The following is a 15,026-nucleotide window of genomic DNA, read 5'->3' as shown; positions in this document are numbered from 1 at the left end:
AGTTGTAAATAAACAGAGTTGTGTACACATAAACTCAGACTCAATAGCATTCTGATCACTCACTATTCAGTCTCCTTAAACCACATGCCATCGTTGGCAAGGCCATTGTATAAGCTTGGGCGGCCGCTTCGTGCCACGCGACCTGTCCCAAAGCGCTTCCACGTCCAGACTTTATTTAGCTTGCGATCGTATATCACCATGTTGGTGATTCTGCCTCCGGCACTATAGCGAGCATCCTTGCCTAAAATCCGTGCAGGAATAAAGCCGTCACTCCTCGCCATTCGGGTGATGGTTTGCTCCTCGGTATCAAAAAGATAACCATAAAAAGAGTTGGACCCCACAGCGTAGCGTCCAGTTGGACTGATAGCCCGTGTTTTAAGTTCTCTATGATTGACTGGCTCACTCCGGTCATACGCTAAGTTGAATAAATGCTCATGCGTTTTATCATCACTGACTCGCACGCCGAAATCGAGCACGGTAAAGCGTTTGCCACCATAACTGGTCGATGCAGAAGCGCCTATTTTGCCGATATTCACCTCCCCACTGGCGCTGAACTCGCCGGTGTGTGAGTCCCAGCGCTGCGTCGATTGGACACCAGAGCGTCGGAAATACAGATAGCGGCTGTCTTCGGAAAAGGTTAAAGAGGGGGCACCATTAGGTGAAACAACGGTTGTTTCACCAGTTTTTAAGTCATACACTTTTTTTGAGCCGCTATTTCCAACCCACGCAATTAAGCGATTGTTAGGAGAGCGAACGATGGTTTCAATATCGCCATCATTTACATAATCCGTGATCAATCGCAGGTCGGTGCCATCCATTTTCATGCTCCAGAGCTTTAGCCCTTTTTCACTATCTGGTCCGCCATAACCACCAGCATTGGCCCAAGCAAACTGAACCCGCGGCATATCATAGGAAGACTCATCCTCTAGGTCTTCTCTAGGCCACTCTTTCGCGACGTCAATATAATATTGGGGAAAGGTCCCGTGCTGAAACTCGAGCTCGACATTATGGCCAAATTCGACATACTCGTTCTCAACATAAACGATGTAGTTGTTTTCCGAGATGTACTCACGCTCGGGGTATTTCTTGCGCAGCTGCTCAAGCGTCAGGGGGGCCTCAATTGCTGCGGTGGCCTCATTTTCCGGTTGTGGTTCTCCACAGCCGGTCAATGCTAGGGCAAGTGCTAGGGCAGCGCAGCGTGAGATACGGGGATAAGAAAGACAAAGGTGTTTCATTGTTTTTAGCCTAATAAATCTGAAATAGGGATAGTTTGATTGGGGGGAATAAGTCGCGGTACTCTCTGATTGCGTGCTAAGCCAAGCTGGGCTGCTTCGGTGTTGACTAGGGCTTGCTTATCGCTCACCACTATCTCGACAAAAAAGACAACATGATCCATGTTGTCTTTTTTAGGCGCTGCACGCCCAGCTTAGTCGATGACCACTAACGGTTTAGAATCTTATAGGCCCCCCGGCAATTTCGGCTGAGCATTTTGTGGCTGTTTAGTGATCCAGTCTCGGACATACTTTTTAGCCTTCTTCTCGTTATTGGCGAATTGCTCTTGCCAGTATATCTGCGTAGCGTTTTCCTTACCCTTGGGAACATCACGGGTTTGCATCCAAGCAAGGTCTTTGTCATAAAACGTCTTGTGTCCAGAAATCTCAAACTGCCCGTCCCAAATTGGCCGCCAAAAGTTCCCTTGAACCCAGACTTTTTCACTCACCATCACTTGATGCAGGTCGCCCAGGGTTAGGTTACACGGATGAATCACCTCTTTGTCTGTATCTTCTGCTTCAACAATACAGCCAAATGGACGCAACCCCTGAACTTTCTTACCGGTAGGCGAAACATACTCCAAGTCGATGCGCATAACATACAGTGGGTATTCGATTGACTCGATAGTGTCCTTGCTAAGTACATTGGCGTCCAATGGTATCGGCCGCTCCATCCCCTTAAGCTGTGTCTCAACCTTAGTGATAAAGTCATCTAGCGTGTCGTCTGGGAGGTCGCTCCTTAGAGAAAAATTCAAGACCGCTTTTTTTGCTTTTCCGCCCGGTGCATATTCAGAGTTATACTCTTCTACTGTGTAGAAAAAGTAGCCAGCCTTAACCATCCAACCTGTATAGTTTTGTCCGCTGGTTTTATCATTTATGAAACGATTCTCCTTTTCTACCTGCAAATTGAGCTGCATCTGGATGAAGTCAGTGGGGATTTTCATCTTGGCATAGTCATCTTCACTGGTCTCTTGACAAACCAGAGCGGTGAACAAGGAGACTTTTTGCTCTTCACTTTTGCCCCAATCGATTAACGAGGTCTCTCTGTTTTTCGCGTCTCTGTCAAACCAACAGAAATCTTTATCGACCTGAATTGCGCCGAATTGAGCGATTGGTGCTTTAAAGAAACCTGGAAGGCTGCGTCCTTCCTGTGAGGTGGTACTTTTGACGAAGTCTTCTACCAACAAGTCCGCCTCATTAATGACAACGGGCTGATCTGACACGCCATCAAACAGCGTGATAGTGTCTGGACCTGTGTCAACGAGCTCCCCATTGATGAGTTCACACTGTTTACCCAAAACGTCAGTTGAGTCTATACCGAAGTTTATCGTACCAATCTTGTTATTTTCCTGGTTGAGAAACTTCTTAAGAAATAACGATGAAGCAGATAATGATGCAATCACAGGATTAGTTAATGCCAAGACCCGCAACAGTCGCTTCGGGTTTTTTTCGTCTTTCTGGTAGCTGGCGGCACTCAGATCCAGTCGGTGCTGATTTAGGGTGAAGAAATACGGCATCGATTTGATGTCGTCACTCTGGCTCCAACGCTCAAAATTTTTGAGCAAGGTATCGGGGTAGAGTGGCTTTAAGCCCGGAATTTCATACAGACCAAACCAATAGGTGGGTTCAAATTCGACAGCCGTCAATGCGCCTAATTCCGGTTCGTCCCTAAACTGATCTGAGTAGTATTGCTCAAGCGGTTGATTGTAGTCACCCTCGCATTGAGTCATGTCAGCTAACTCCATTGGGGACAAAAGCAACTCATAAGCTGGGCCTCTGACATCAAAAGCAATGCGTTCCAGTCGGTAATCGAGAGTGGCTTTGAATATAGGCTTACTGCTTGTCGAGGCTTTTTTGGTGAGCACGACCTGTATCTTAACCCGGGTAAATGGGGTAATGCGATGAGTAGAGCCGGGCCGTAGCCAGTTCTCAAGTGGAACCCAACTGGTTTCATCATTTAGTGTTTGTTGCACCAGTAAGCGACTAAAGCCGATATCGTCTGCATTCACAGAGGGTACGTTGTTATCGAAAGTGCGAGCAAACTCTAGCAAGCCATTTTCTGTATCATCGGTATATAGCTTCGTCTGAATTGGGAAGCCTTTGTTAAAATTACCCTGAACGGCAGCATAACCTGATAAGTAACTAAAAGCTCTCAAAGCTTGATCCCAGTGATGCTCTAAATTACCACCTAAACTAAGTGGTTGTTCCATAGGTGTTTGAGAGAAAAATTTCCTAAATTTACCGACGGCAGGCCCGGCAATGTGTCCCAAGAAGGTGCTGCCTGTTGCTTGAGCTACAGAATCGACACCCGAGGCATAAGTTGCTCGATTAATCCAATTCTGAGCCAGAGTATTGTGAGTAAAGCGCGGTATCTCCCAATTGTCGTTGGTAATATAGGTCTCAATGAAATCCTCAACACGATACGATTGAATCATGCTGCGTATTCGGCTGTCGCCTGGCGACATTAGGGATAGGCGCGCTAACAACTCGACGAGAGCATTGAGTGCCAAAGCTCGCAATAGGAAGCGCTTTTGCAGCTCTTTAGCATTTTTTTCGTCAGTTAAGTGCTTAACAACATCGTCTTCACTTGTCAGTGCCTGCTGCTCTATTTTTTCATCGATCTCTCGATAGGCACTAATAATTTGTTTTTGAAGTTCGGCATGCCGCTTTAACGTATCCACATTTTTCACTCGACTCTTAAAGCTGCCATAAGCGCCTTCAAAATAGAGATCATCGAATGCATCGACCACATTGTTTGCCAACTCTGCCCCGGCTTTCATCATTAAATAAGTCGCCGCTGCGGGAGCTAAAGGCGTTATCGAGGCGACGCCCATCAGGCCATCGAAAATCGCTTGCATGCGCTTTCTTTGGTTCTCATCAAGGCCGACTTTAAAGGTCATCATATACTGACGTGATTGCTCGAGCTGGATCATACCCGAGCGGCTTGGCGGAAGACTGACAGAGTAATTTGGCACCACGAGTCTTAGCTCGACACGTCGATTTATCGAATATTCATCATGTTCATCGTATTTGAGCAGTTTTGCTGCCACATCATCCGAGGTAAGTGGGCGCCTTTTACCATGAGACGTAACGACAATTCGCTCCTCAAGCTCTTGGTCATGGTCGATGATGGCTTCCAGGATGGCCAAGGCGCGCTTCTCTGCCACAAAATCATTGGCCTCATGGTTGCCACGTTGAGCTGCGTGGCCCTCAATCAACAATTGGTAAGATGGGTTTTGGATGAGTAATTGGGCAATATTGGTACACGTCTGTTTAATATCACTGCGCAACTTATCAGAATCATTGGCGTGCTCCCAACTGTTGAACTGGAAGTAAACATGAATGGCGATCCCCTGCTTGCCCGCCACCACGTGAGCGACTTGGTTTCCCTTATCATCCACGACCATCGAACTTGAATCGAGCAGGGTCTGTGCCCAGTCTTGATAAGCATGGCGCAAGCTAATCGTCTCGACATAGCGGCCACATAAATTCTCAAAGGTGCTCTTTGCGGTTTCAAGATTATCTGAGATCTCTACGCCTTGTTTATACAACTTGCCAAATTGATAGACGCTTATCCCGGTATTCAGCAGTGGCAAAGCGTTGTTGACTCTTTTCATCGCACTGCCGCTCATCCAGCTTTGGGCTAAGCGAGCGGTGGAGCCCTTGAAGCCCGAGTCGGCAACCGTCTTGCTTATACGCTGCGCGAGTGCTCCGGCATACCGGGTGTCAACGACGTTCTTAGCGAGATAACGACGAATAAAATCGCCACCGGTTTTCACGTTTTCCGCGACAATCCGACTTCTTTTTACGGTTTTGAGGCTAGATTGCAGCGCATCATAGGCATCTTTCGAGGCCATCAAACCAAAGAGGAAGCCACCCGCTGCTCGCGTTGAGGGGGGTAACGTATCCTTATCGATATGACCCCATATCCCTTTTGCCACCGAGAACATAATCGCAGATGTTGGCTTGCGGCTGCCGTTAGCCATAAATGGGTTGCCGCCTCCTTTTGCAAAGCCTTCCAGCTCTTGCGTGGCAAATTTTTGCACCGCCGAGGCCAGCGTTAGCGTGTTGAGGCCATTGCTCTTTGCCACCTTAGCGCTTGCGTCAGAAGCGGCGCGGTAATCTTGGTAGCTTGGCATGTTGTCAGGGAATTGGTAGATCAGACACTCTTCTAATGAGATCAGATCGCCACACACCACGGCGAGCTTACTGCCACCGCTTAGGGTTTTGAAGGTTAGTTTTTCATAGAGTTCATAGCTGTAGACATTTTGTTCTTGGTTATTCCGATCTCCATCACGCTTCAAATTAGTCTCTAATTTTAGTTGACCCGAAAGAATCGACTGTGGAATCTCGGTGAGGGGTTTGTTTAACTCCAAGTACTCTAATGACCAGAACTTCACTCGCAGCAGTAGGTGACCGTCCTCTAAAACGACAGGGTCTATGGCCTCACCATCGGCGTCCTTTTCCAATACTGGAGGGAGGTTAAAGACCACGCTTGGCAGTGTCGCTTGATACAAGTCTGACTCATATTCCTCCCCCACGAATTCCGGCTTTTCAACGAACGCTCGCGCCAGCACCTGCTCCTTACTCTGGTCGGAACTGCTTAAGGTATCCACCGGTTTAACTAAGCTGACTTCCGCACCGACATAGGTATCGCTACTGAACACCACCGAGATGGCATGAATACTAGGGGCGATGATGCCTTTGAGGACCTTATTCGATGCTTTTACACCCGCGAGCCAGTCGTTGTATTTCACTTGCTCACGGGTTAGCGCACTGCCGTGCTTGGCTTCATAGGCAGGAGCCAATTGGTCAACGCTGATCTGAGCTAAGCCGAACGTCTCCGGCGGCGTTTCTTCGTCCTCTCCGTGACTATCTGTCGTAACTTTGAGTTTGCCGTACATATCGGTCAAAGTTTTTACTAGCTGATGTTCGCTATGATGAACATGTGCGAGTTGCCCAAGCAACTGAATCGGGGGAAAGAGCAGTTGATGTTGCTCATGCTCCTCGAACGGCTCCAGCCCAGCAGAATGGCGAAACAATACTGGCGCATCTAAGCTCTCGGCCTCGGTCTCAGCCTTTGGATACGCTAGTTGACACAGCTGCCCTTTTTCGTTGCTGCCCCACAGCACTGACTTCTGCTCTGCACCTTTGGCTTGGTTTATTTTCAAAATTGGTGTGAAGGGGATCGGCCTGACATTTTTTAGGTTGGTGTCTGTGGTAAAATCACCACCTAGTGGCCAAGCAGAAAAATCGTCCGACATTCCTTGTTGGTCATGCTTTTCAAAGTTGATGCCAAACAAATAAAACTCAGACTCAATAGTATTTGAATCGCTCACTAGTCAGTCTCCTTAAACCACATACCATCGTTGGCAAGGCCATTGTATAAGCTAGGGTGGCCGTGGATTGAAACACGACCTGATCCAAAGCGTCGCCAAGTCCATACTTTGTTCAGCTTGCGATCGTGGATTGTCATACTGGTTATTCGGCCTACCGCACTGTAGCGAGCGTCCTTGCCCAAAATCTGCGCATGGTAAAAGCTGCCATTCGTTCGAGTGACAGTTTGCTCCTTGGTATCAAAAAGATAGCCATAAGAAGAATTAGATCCCCAAGCATAGCGCCCCGTTGGGCTGATAGCCCGCGTTTCTAGTTTTCTATGATGGGTTGGCTCATTCCGGTCATACGCCAAGTCGAATAGACGCTCATGTGTTTTATCATCACTGACTTGCACACCATAATCGAGTACAGTAAAGCGTTTGCCGTCATAACTGATCGATGCAGAAGCGCCTATCTTGCCGATATTCACCTCCCTACTAGCGGTGATCTCGCCGGTGTGTGAGTCCCAGCGCTGCGTCGATTGGACACCAGAGCGTCGGAAATACAGATAGCGGCTGTCTTCAGAAAAAGTCAAAGAGGGAGCACCATTGGGCGAGACTAAGGTCGTTTCACCAGTTTCCAAGTTATAAACGGTTTTCGAACCGCTATTGCCACTCCATGCAATCAGGCGGTTATCCGGAGATCGGACGATGGTTTCAATATTGCCATCATTTACGTTATCAGTGATCAATCGTAGGTCGGTGCCATCCGTTTTCATGCTCCAAAGCTTTAATCCTTCTTCACTGTCTGGCCCGCCGTATCCACCTGCATTGGCCCAAGCAAACTGAAAGCGCGGCATATCATAGGAAGACTCATCCTCTAGGTCTTCTCTAGGCCACTCTTTCGCGACGTCAATATGATATTGGGGAAAGGTCCCGTATTGAAAATCGAGCTCGACACCATGGCCATAACTAACATACTCGTTCTCAACATAAACGATATAGTTATTTTCCGAGATGTACTCACGCTCAGGATATTTCTCGCGTAGCTGCTCAAGCGTCAGTGGGGCCTCAACCGCTGCTGCGGCCTCGTTGTCCTGTTGGGGTTCTCCACAGCCGGCCAATGCAAGGGCTAGGGCCAGCGCAGCGCAGCGTGAGACACGGGGATAAGAAAGAAAAAGGTGTTTCATTGTTTTAGCCTAATAAATCTGAAATATGGATATTTTGTTTAAGGGTAATCAGTTGGATTGACTCACCACCAATGGCAGGGTGTGACCCGCGTACGATATCGACCTGCTCAACCTCGGCTGGCCAACCGCTAAAGCGCAGGTGGACAAAGCCCTCATCATCGATAACAGACGAGCGAAAATACGCCTTTTGTGACCACTCATGTTCATTGTTGACTAGCATAAAAAAGTCATCCGATTGATCGACGTTGGGGCACACTTGATAGCGCAACACGATCTGATTGCCAGCTGAGCCAAGCAGGGCAGCAGCAACATTGCAGTCAACCTGACCGTTGATCATCGCCGCGCGAGGCTGGTCTTCGGCTAATTCGGGTAGCGGCAAAACACTCTCACCAGCAAAGGCTTGCTGATCGCTATACGATTGCAACTCCGTTAGAGAGACACCCATCTTTTCGCAATTGGCCTCTAGGTGTGCCACTTGGTCATCACTGAGTGGTAACGGCGAGTAATACAGATAACAATCGGTTTGTACCTCACCTTGGATTCGGTACGGGACCCAAATGTTCGCCAACGGAAAGCCGCGCACGGCGCTGTCTTTATTCGCTTGGTGCTTTAGCGGGCTTGGGAGCGTTGCGAGAGAGAGCGGTTCGTGTTCAAAATCAATAAACTCGATCTCGACTTGCTCTTCAACCAAGTTGAACACACAAGCTTGCTGGTTTAAGTCCAACTCACCAGAGTAAACCACCGCTCCCGCTTGGATGAGGTTATAGCGTTCAAAGCTGATGTTTTCACCCGGAAAGAGGAGGTGGCCATCAATATTGACGTGGCGCGTCGGTTTAGCTGGCGCATGCTGGTGCGTCACATCAAGGTCACAGAAATAGCCGTTGGGGTTGATCTCAAGCTCACGCCACAGCTGCTTATTCCAGATGACATAGATATTACCTGACTCATACGCTTTGTATTCATCGCCCTGTTTATAGAGCGGGACAATGGGCACCAAAACGTTATCCCACTCATCACGCTCAGTCCCTTTTTCAACCGGGTTAACCTCTTTGGTGAGAGGAATGATGATTGGAGTGGGGTCATCGACACAAGGGATCTCAATAAACAGCGACTTTGGCTCATCGACGAGGCCACTGAACTTTACCAAGCTGCGATGGGCGTTTTTATTATCCGCGCTTGGCACAGATAATCGGCTCACCTGCTGTTTGGTTTTACTCAAGATGAGCCTAGCAGCGTTACGTGGCCACTGGCCTGCAATCTCAACCACGATTTGGTGATCGGGACCCGGGCTAACAGATTGAGTCGGTACCGCTTTCGGTTTAGGACGATCAGCAGAGATAGGTTTATACGCCGATTGCACAAACGGCATAGCACCTGTTCGTCTGTGCAAGGCATCACTTGTAGACAAGTCTTCATCAAGCTCGTATAGGTTTGATGAATCAGAATTACGGATATAAGACAACGGACAACATCTCCAGAATTGAATTCACAGTCAACTTGGGGCCTACTCACCAAAGCAACCAAACCCAGCACAAACCAAACACTCAGATGACCATGAAAAACATAAACTAACAATCTTTCAATGTTTTACCGATAAATGGCGCGATTTTCTACCATGCAAATAGACTTCGAACGTTATGCCTACCAAATAAGTTAAATCGCACCCAAATACTAACAAATTCACTAAACCCAATCAGTAAAAGGGCAGTAAAAAGACACCCATATTATGTAAAAGGATGAAACCTGTTCTACACTCAGGACACGAGCATTCCATGGAGCTTCATCATGCCAAAAGCCCGCTCTGAGCAAGTTAGCCTCGACGATACCAGCTATTACCACTGTGTCTCTCGCTGCGTACGTCGCGCATTTCTGTGTGGTGTCGACCAATCAACAGGGAAAAATTTCGAACATCGCCGCTCTTGGGTAGAGCAAAGACTGCTGGCACTAGCAGGTGTGTTCGCGATTGATATCTGCGCTTACGCGGTGATGAGTAACCACACCCATGTGGTGCTGCACGTCAATCGAGAGCAAGCTTCAGGGTGGGATACCCGTCAGGTGCTTGAACGATGGCATAAATTACATAAAGGCACATTGCTCACCTCCCAATATCTCAAAGGGGAGGATTTAGATGAGGCGTCTTTGCAAGCTGTGATAGAAACAGCCGAGGTCTATCGATGTCGGTTGTACGACATCAGTTGGTTTATGCGCAACCTGAACGAACCGATTGCTCGCCAAGCGAATAAGGAAGATGGTTGTACAGGGCGGTTTTGGGAAGGGCGCTTCAAATCTCAAGCTTTACTTGATGAAGCAGCCGTTATTGCCTGCATGGCGTATGTCGACCTCAACCCTGTTCGTGCCAAAGTCGCGAAAACACCTGAGAAATCGGCTTTTACTAGCGTCAAGAAGCGTGCAGACACGCTTAAATCCTCACACAGCAATTCTGACTCATCAATTCAACCGGCATGTTTGTATCCGCTCGTTGGTAATGAGAGTAAAGAGACACCAGAGGGGATAACCTTTGCCCTTAAAGAGTATCTACTTCTGCTTGATGTGAGCGGACGCGTCATTCGAGAAGATAAACCAGGTGCAGTATTGCCAGTGTATCCTCCGATTCTCACAAGGCTTGGCATTGATGGGGCAGAATGGACACAGCTAGTGACATCGTTGGAAAAGGAATTTTGTGGCCCAATAGGGGCAGAGAGTGCCCTGCGGACTTTCCAGCACAATCATGGTCTGCAGCGAATGCGAGGGGTCGGTGCCGCGAAACGCTGCTTCCAATGTGCTTAGCTGCGCGAATAAATCGTCAAATTGATAGCGCATTATCCACAAAAACCTCAGCCTTGATTCATATTATTACTTATCAAGGGTTTGGTTGGTCTTTTGTTCCCTTCGTTTAAGCTTCAACTCTAACTTCCATTGACACCCAAGCATAGTAAAGCACTTCTAAGTATTCCAAGAAGTTCCTTTTAGCCCTAGTTAAGAACTATTTGTTGTCATTCAAATAATATGAGTGTCTTTTTATTGTTTTATTGCGCGAGCTAAGAACGATTTGTTGCTATTCATATATCATGGGTGTCTTTTTGTTTTTTTCGAACTGAACGCCAAATAGATAGAATTCAGACTCAATAGTATTCGAATCACTCACTATTCAGTCTCCTTAAACCACATGCCATCGTTGGCCAGGCCATTGTATAAGCTTGGACGGCCGTGGATTGAAACACGACCTGACCCAAAGCGTCTCCAAGTCCATACCTTGTTCAACTTGCGATCGTGTATTGTCATACTGGTTATTCGGCCTACTGCACTGTAGCGAGCATCCTTGCCCAAAATCTGCGCATGGTAAAAACTGCCCTCTGTCCGAGTGACGGTTTGCTCCTCAGTATCAAAAAGATAGCCATAAGAAGAATTGGACCCCCAAGCATAGCGCCCCGTAGGACTGATAGCCCGAGTTTCTAATACGGTATGATTGTCTGGCTCATTCCTGTCATACGCTAAGTTGAATAAATGCTCATGCGTTTTATCATCACTGACTCGCACTGCAAAATCGAGCACAGTAAAGCGTTTGCCACCAAAACTGATCGATGCAGAAGCGCCTATCTTGCCGATATTCACCTCCCTACTGGCGGTAATCTCGCCGGTGTGTGAATCCCAGCGCTGCGTCGATTGGACACCAGAGCGTCGGAAATACAGATAGCGGCTGTCTTCAGAAAAGGTCAAAGAGGGAGCACCATTGGGCGAGACTAAAGTCGTTTCACCGGTTTCCAAGTTATAAACGGTTTTCGAGCCGCTATTGCCACTCCATGCAATCAGGCGGTTATCCGGAGATCGGACGATGGTTTCAATATTGCCATCATTTACGTTATCAGTGATCAATCGTAGGTCGGTGCCATCCGTTTTCATGCTCCAAAGCTTTAATCCTTCTTCACTGTCTGGCCCGCCGTATCCACCTGCATTGGCCCAAGCAAACTGAAAGCGCGGCATATCATAGGAAGACTCATCCTCTAGGTCTTCTCTAGGCCATTCTTTCGCGACGTCGATATGATATTGGGGGAAGGTCCCGTATTGAAAATCGAGCTCGACACCATGGCCATAACTGACATACTCGTTCTCAACATAAATGATATAGTTATTTTCCGAGATGTACTCACGCTCGGGGTATTTCTTGCGCAGCTGCTCAAGCGTCAGTGGGGCCTCAACGGCAGTAGCGACCTCACTGTCCGGTTGTGGTTCTCCACAGCCGGCCAATGCAAGGGCTAGGGCCAGTGCAGCGCAGCGTGAGACACGGGAATAAGAAAGACAAAGGTGTTTCATTGTTTTTAGCCTAATAAATCTGAAATATGGATATTTTGTTTAAGGGTAATCAGTTGGATTGACTCACCACCAATGGCAGGGTGTGACCCGCGTACGATATCAACCTGCTCAACCTCGGCTGGCCAACCGCTAAAGCGTAGGTGGACAAAGCCCTCTTCATCGATAACAGACGAGCGAAAATACGCCTTTTGTGACCAGTCATGCTCATCGTTGACCAGCATAAAAAAGTCATCCGATTGATCGACAGTAGGACACACTTGATAGCGCAACACGATCTGATTGCCAGCTGAGCCAAGCAGGGCAGCAGCAACATTACAGTCAACCTGACCGTTGATCATCGCCGCACGGGGCTGGTCTTCGGCTAATTCGGGCAGCGGCAAAACACACTCACCGGCAAAGGCTTGCTGATCGCTATACGGCTGCAACTCCGTTAGCGAGACACCCATCTTTTCGCAATTTGCCTCTAGGTGTGCCACTTGGTCATTCCTGAGTGGTAACGGAGAGTAATACAGGTAACAATCCACTACGCAGTGTTTGCTAATTGAATTAGTGAAACTGTGATGTTGTGCGAAATGATATAACTTATGTGAGTTTGAGTTGTTATATTTAGAATACCTAATAGTTTTCAAGAAACTGGAATTTGCCTATTGAGAATCATTAGGTATAGATATGACGACTGGCTCCTTGTGGTGTTTTTCTTTTGGTCGAAAAAGAACGTCGCAGAGCCAGTGTTTTGTTTGTTGGTATTTTTATCCCAAGTTCAGGCTAAACTCGGGATTACTTGCTGTTTAGGTAGTCCAGCACCACCTCATGGTGAGTCTTAGTCTTAAACTTATTAAACACATGCTCAATAGTACCGTTCTCATCGACAAGAAAGCTCAAGCGGTGCAGACCATCATAGACCTTACCCATGAATTTTTTCTCGCCCCAAACGCCGAAGCTATCTGCAACCGCATGATCTTCATCCGAAAGTAGGGTGAAGTTCAATTCATCGCGCTCGGTAAACTTGGTCAGGCGTTTGACTGGATCGATGCTGATCCCAAGCACGACAACATTTAGGTCATCTAGCTCTGTTTTAATGTCGCGCAAGCCTTGTGCTTGGACGGTACAACCCGGGGTCATTGCCTTAGGGTAAAAATAGACAAGGACTTTTTTGCCCTTAAAGTCACCAAGTGACACGGTATTGTCATTCTGGTCTTGCAGTGAAAAAGCTGGTGCGGCGGCGCCTGCTTGAAGCGTGTTCATAGGAGTTCCTTTTTTATTGACTGCTTTTTATAAAATTCAGAGAGCCCTTTATACCAAACTGACTGCAGAAGTGATCAAACTGCTCCTGCAGCTCCATCAGATTGTAGGCTTCACCCACTGAGGCGGTGATGGCAATATGGAATTGATCAGTATCTGCGTCCGATTCGCGATGAGAGATGGTGCGGGCGCTCAGGGCGTCAAGGCCAATATTACGCTCGGCAAAGAACTGGGTAACATGCTCGGTGAGCCCAATTCGGTCCTCAGATTCAATCACTACATCTAGCTTATAGTCGGTATTGGTTTCTGTGTGCTCAGAGGTGCGTTTCATCAAGGTGATGAGGTCGAGGTCTTGACCTAGTAGCGGCAGAGTGGTCTCAACTCGGGTAATCGACGGTGAGGGGCCTGAGATCAGCATGATCAGGGTGAACTCATTGCCGAACGGGGCGATGCGGCTATCAATGATGTTGCATCCCGCTGCAGTCACATGGTGAATCAGTTGGTTACACACCCCAGGTCGGTCAGTGCCGACGGCGGTGATAACGAGGTGTTGGTTCATACTGTAATGCCATTTACTGGGTTCCTTTATGTAACGAATGGTAGCACATTCATTGTTTGGAACCATCCTACAAGTTCAAGAGTGGTTAATTTACCAACATAAATTGCGATAAGCGGCAAACAATTGCTCGGCAAGAACAATCTATCGGCGAAATTGTGAAACTATTGACTCAACTTCGCTTGTGTTTACGCTCGAAGCTACAGTAACATGCCAAGATAAACTAATTAGGGAGATAGTCATGTTTTCAGGAAGTATCGTCGCGTTAATTACCCCTTTCAATCACGATGGTGAAGTGGATTACGTTGGCTTGAAAAAGTTGGTTGAATACCACGTAGCGGCGGGCACGAAAGGCATCGTTGCAGTAGGGACAACAGGCGAGTCTGCAACACTGACTGTCGACGAACACGTCAAAGTAGTGATGAAAACGGTTGAGTTCGCTGATGGACGCCTGCCAATCATCGCTGGGACTGGTGCAAACGCCACGCACGAGGCAGTGACCTTTAGCCGCCTACTGAATAATTCAGGTATTGCGGGTTGCTTGAGTGTGACCCCGTACTACAACAAGCCGACGCAAGAGGGGCTTTATCAGCACTATAAAGCGATTGCTGAAGCCACTGATGTGCCGCAAATTCTGTACAATGTACCGGGCCGCACGGCAGTAGACCTGTTACCAGAGACTGTTGGCCGCTTGGCAGAGATAGAAAATATCGTGGCCCTTAAAGATGCCACTGGAGATTTGTCACGAATTGCAACTCATCGTGAACTTTGTGGCCAAGATTTTATCTTACTCAGTGGTGATGATGCCACGGGCTTGGATTTTGTCCGCCAAGGCGGTGATGGGGTCATCTCAGTTACCAACAATATTGCTGCTGCCGATATGGCAAAAATGTTTGATTTGGCAAAAGACGGTTTGTATGAAGAAGCTGAGGCGATCAATCAGCGCTTGATGGCACTGCACCACAAACTGTTTATTGAGTCGAGCCCGATCCCAGTCAAGTGGGCGGCACATCAGCTGGGCTTGATTGAGCGTGGCGATCTTCGTTTGCCTTTGACGCCTTTGACCGAAGCATCCAAGCCAACCGTGACCGAGGCAATGAAACAAGCCGGTCTTGTGTAACTAAGCAGCACAACCATAGTG

The 15,026-nt window shown here is 47.9% G+C and carries 11 protein-coding genes; 2 read left to right on the top strand and 9 right to left on the bottom strand.

All coding sequences use genetic code 11. From position 1 onward, the window contains the following. Nucleotides 1–62 precede the first annotated feature (62 nt). Genes ACSTTG_RS02185 through ACSTTG_RS02165 form a run of 5 tightly spaced genes read right to left on the bottom strand, consistent with a single transcriptional unit; the run spans nucleotide 63 to nucleotide 9,145 of the window. Nucleotides 63–1,235 carry a TolB family protein gene (locus ACSTTG_RS02185; RefSeq protein WP_438473679.1) on the bottom strand — a complete coding sequence of 391 codons (1,173 nt, stop codon included), beginning with the start codon at nucleotides 1,233–1,235 and terminating at the stop codon, nucleotides 63–65. Between the two features lie 5 nt (nucleotides 1,236–1,240). Further along, nucleotides 1,241–1,396, bottom strand: coding sequence for a hypothetical protein (locus tag ACSTTG_RS02180; protein ID WP_438473677.1), 156 nt, complete (start codon nucleotides 1,394–1,396; stop codon nucleotides 1,241–1,243). A 60-nt stretch (nucleotides 1,397–1,456) separates the two neighbouring features. Then, a complete protein-coding gene (locus tag ACSTTG_RS02175; protein ID WP_438473676.1) occupies nucleotides 1,457–6,610 on the bottom strand; it encodes an OmpA family protein in 5,154 nt (1,717 codons plus the stop codon). Beyond that, nucleotides 6,610–7,776: a TolB family protein gene (locus ACSTTG_RS02170; protein ID WP_438473675.1), complete on the bottom strand. Its 1,167-nt coding sequence runs from the start codon at nucleotides 7,774–7,776 to the stop codon at nucleotides 6,610–6,612. Before ACSTTG_RS02170 ends, ACSTTG_RS02175 begins: the two co-directional genes overlap by 1 nt. A 4-nt stretch (nucleotides 7,777–7,780) precedes the next feature. Beyond that, nucleotides 7,781–9,145 carry a hypothetical protein gene (locus ACSTTG_RS02165; protein WP_438473674.1) on the bottom strand — a complete coding sequence of 455 codons (1,365 nt, stop codon included), beginning with the start codon at nucleotides 9,143–9,145 and terminating at the stop codon, nucleotides 7,781–7,783. A 416-nt stretch (nucleotides 9,146–9,561) separates the two neighbouring features. Here ACSTTG_RS02165 and ACSTTG_RS02160 point away from each other — a divergent pair, with 416 nt between their 5' ends. Beyond that, on the top strand, nucleotides 9,562–10,563 hold the full coding sequence (locus ACSTTG_RS02160; RefSeq protein WP_438473673.1) for a transposase: 1,002 nt from the start codon (nucleotides 9,562–9,564) through the stop codon (nucleotides 10,561–10,563). Between the two features lie 357 nt (nucleotides 10,564–10,920). On the opposite strand, the gene ACSTTG_RS02155 is transcribed toward ACSTTG_RS02160, so the two are convergent. From ACSTTG_RS02155 to ACSTTG_RS02140, 4 genes are all read right to left on the bottom strand, one after another. Next, nucleotides 10,921–12,087, bottom strand: coding sequence for a TolB family protein (locus tag ACSTTG_RS02155; protein WP_438473672.1), 1,167 nt, complete (start codon nucleotides 12,085–12,087; stop codon nucleotides 10,921–10,923). A gap of 5 nt (nucleotides 12,088–12,092) precedes the next feature. After that, complete coding sequence (locus tag ACSTTG_RS02150; protein WP_438473671.1) at nucleotides 12,093–12,563, bottom strand: hypothetical protein; 471 nt, start codon at nucleotides 12,561–12,563, stop codon at nucleotides 12,093–12,095. A gap of 301 nt (nucleotides 12,564–12,864) precedes the next feature. Further along, nucleotides 12,865–13,332: a thioredoxin-dependent thiol peroxidase gene (gene bcp / locus ACSTTG_RS02145; protein ID WP_438473670.1), complete on the bottom strand. Its 468-nt coding sequence runs from the start codon at nucleotides 13,330–13,332 to the stop codon at nucleotides 12,865–12,867. Nucleotides 13,333–13,345: 13 nt separating this feature from the next. Next, on the bottom strand, nucleotides 13,346–13,888 hold the full coding sequence (locus ACSTTG_RS02140; RefSeq protein WP_438473669.1) for a glycine cleavage system transcriptional repressor: 543 nt from the start codon (nucleotides 13,886–13,888) through the stop codon (nucleotides 13,346–13,348). A 238-nt stretch (nucleotides 13,889–14,126) separates the two neighbouring features. Here ACSTTG_RS02140 and dapA point away from each other — a divergent pair, with 238 nt between their 5' ends. Next, entirely contained in the window at nucleotides 14,127–15,005 is an 879-nt protein-coding gene (gene dapA / locus ACSTTG_RS02135) for a 4-hydroxy-tetrahydrodipicolinate synthase (RefSeq protein WP_438461286.1), read from the top strand. Nucleotides 15,006–15,026: the final 21 nt, after the last annotated feature.

Origin of the sequence: Vibrio glycogenivorans (genome assembly GCF_051660965.1) — a bacterium.
GTDB lineage: Bacteria > Pseudomonadota > Gammaproteobacteria > Enterobacterales > Vibrionaceae > Vibrio.
The sequence above is the reverse complement of the archived record's forward strand: the minus strand, read 5'-3'. Positions and strand labels throughout refer to the sequence as shown.

Coding starts and splice junctions, on each gene's coding strand:
- ACSTTG_RS02170 (WP_438473675.1), bottom strand. CDS start 7,776: ATGAAACACCTTTTTCTTTCTTATCCCCGTGTCTCACGCTGCGCTGCG.
- ACSTTG_RS02140 (WP_438473669.1), bottom strand. CDS start 13,888: ATGAACCAACACCTCGTTATCACCGCCGTCGGCACTGACCGACCTGGG.
- dapA (WP_438461286.1), top strand. CDS start 14,127: ATGTTTTCAGGAAGTATCGTCGCGTTAATTACCCCTTTCAATCACGAT.
- ACSTTG_RS02185 (WP_438473679.1), bottom strand. CDS start 1,235: ATGAAACACCTTTGTCTTTCTTATCCCCGTATCTCACGCTGCGCTGCC.
- bcp (WP_438473670.1), bottom strand. CDS start 13,332: ATGAACACGCTTCAAGCAGGCGCCGCCGCACCAGCTTTTTCACTGCAA.
- ACSTTG_RS02165 (WP_438473674.1), bottom strand. CDS start 9,145: ATGCCGTTTGTGCAATCGGCGTATAAACCTATCTCTGCTGATCGTCCT.
- ACSTTG_RS02160 (WP_438473673.1), top strand. CDS start 9,562: ATGCCAAAAGCCCGCTCTGAGCAAGTTAGCCTCGACGATACCAGCTAT.
- ACSTTG_RS02180 (WP_438473677.1), bottom strand. CDS start 1,396: ATGGATCATGTTGTCTTTTTTGTCGAGATAGTGGTGAGCGATAAGCAA.
- ACSTTG_RS02155 (WP_438473672.1), bottom strand. CDS start 12,087: ATGAAACACCTTTGTCTTTCTTATTCCCGTGTCTCACGCTGCGCTGCA.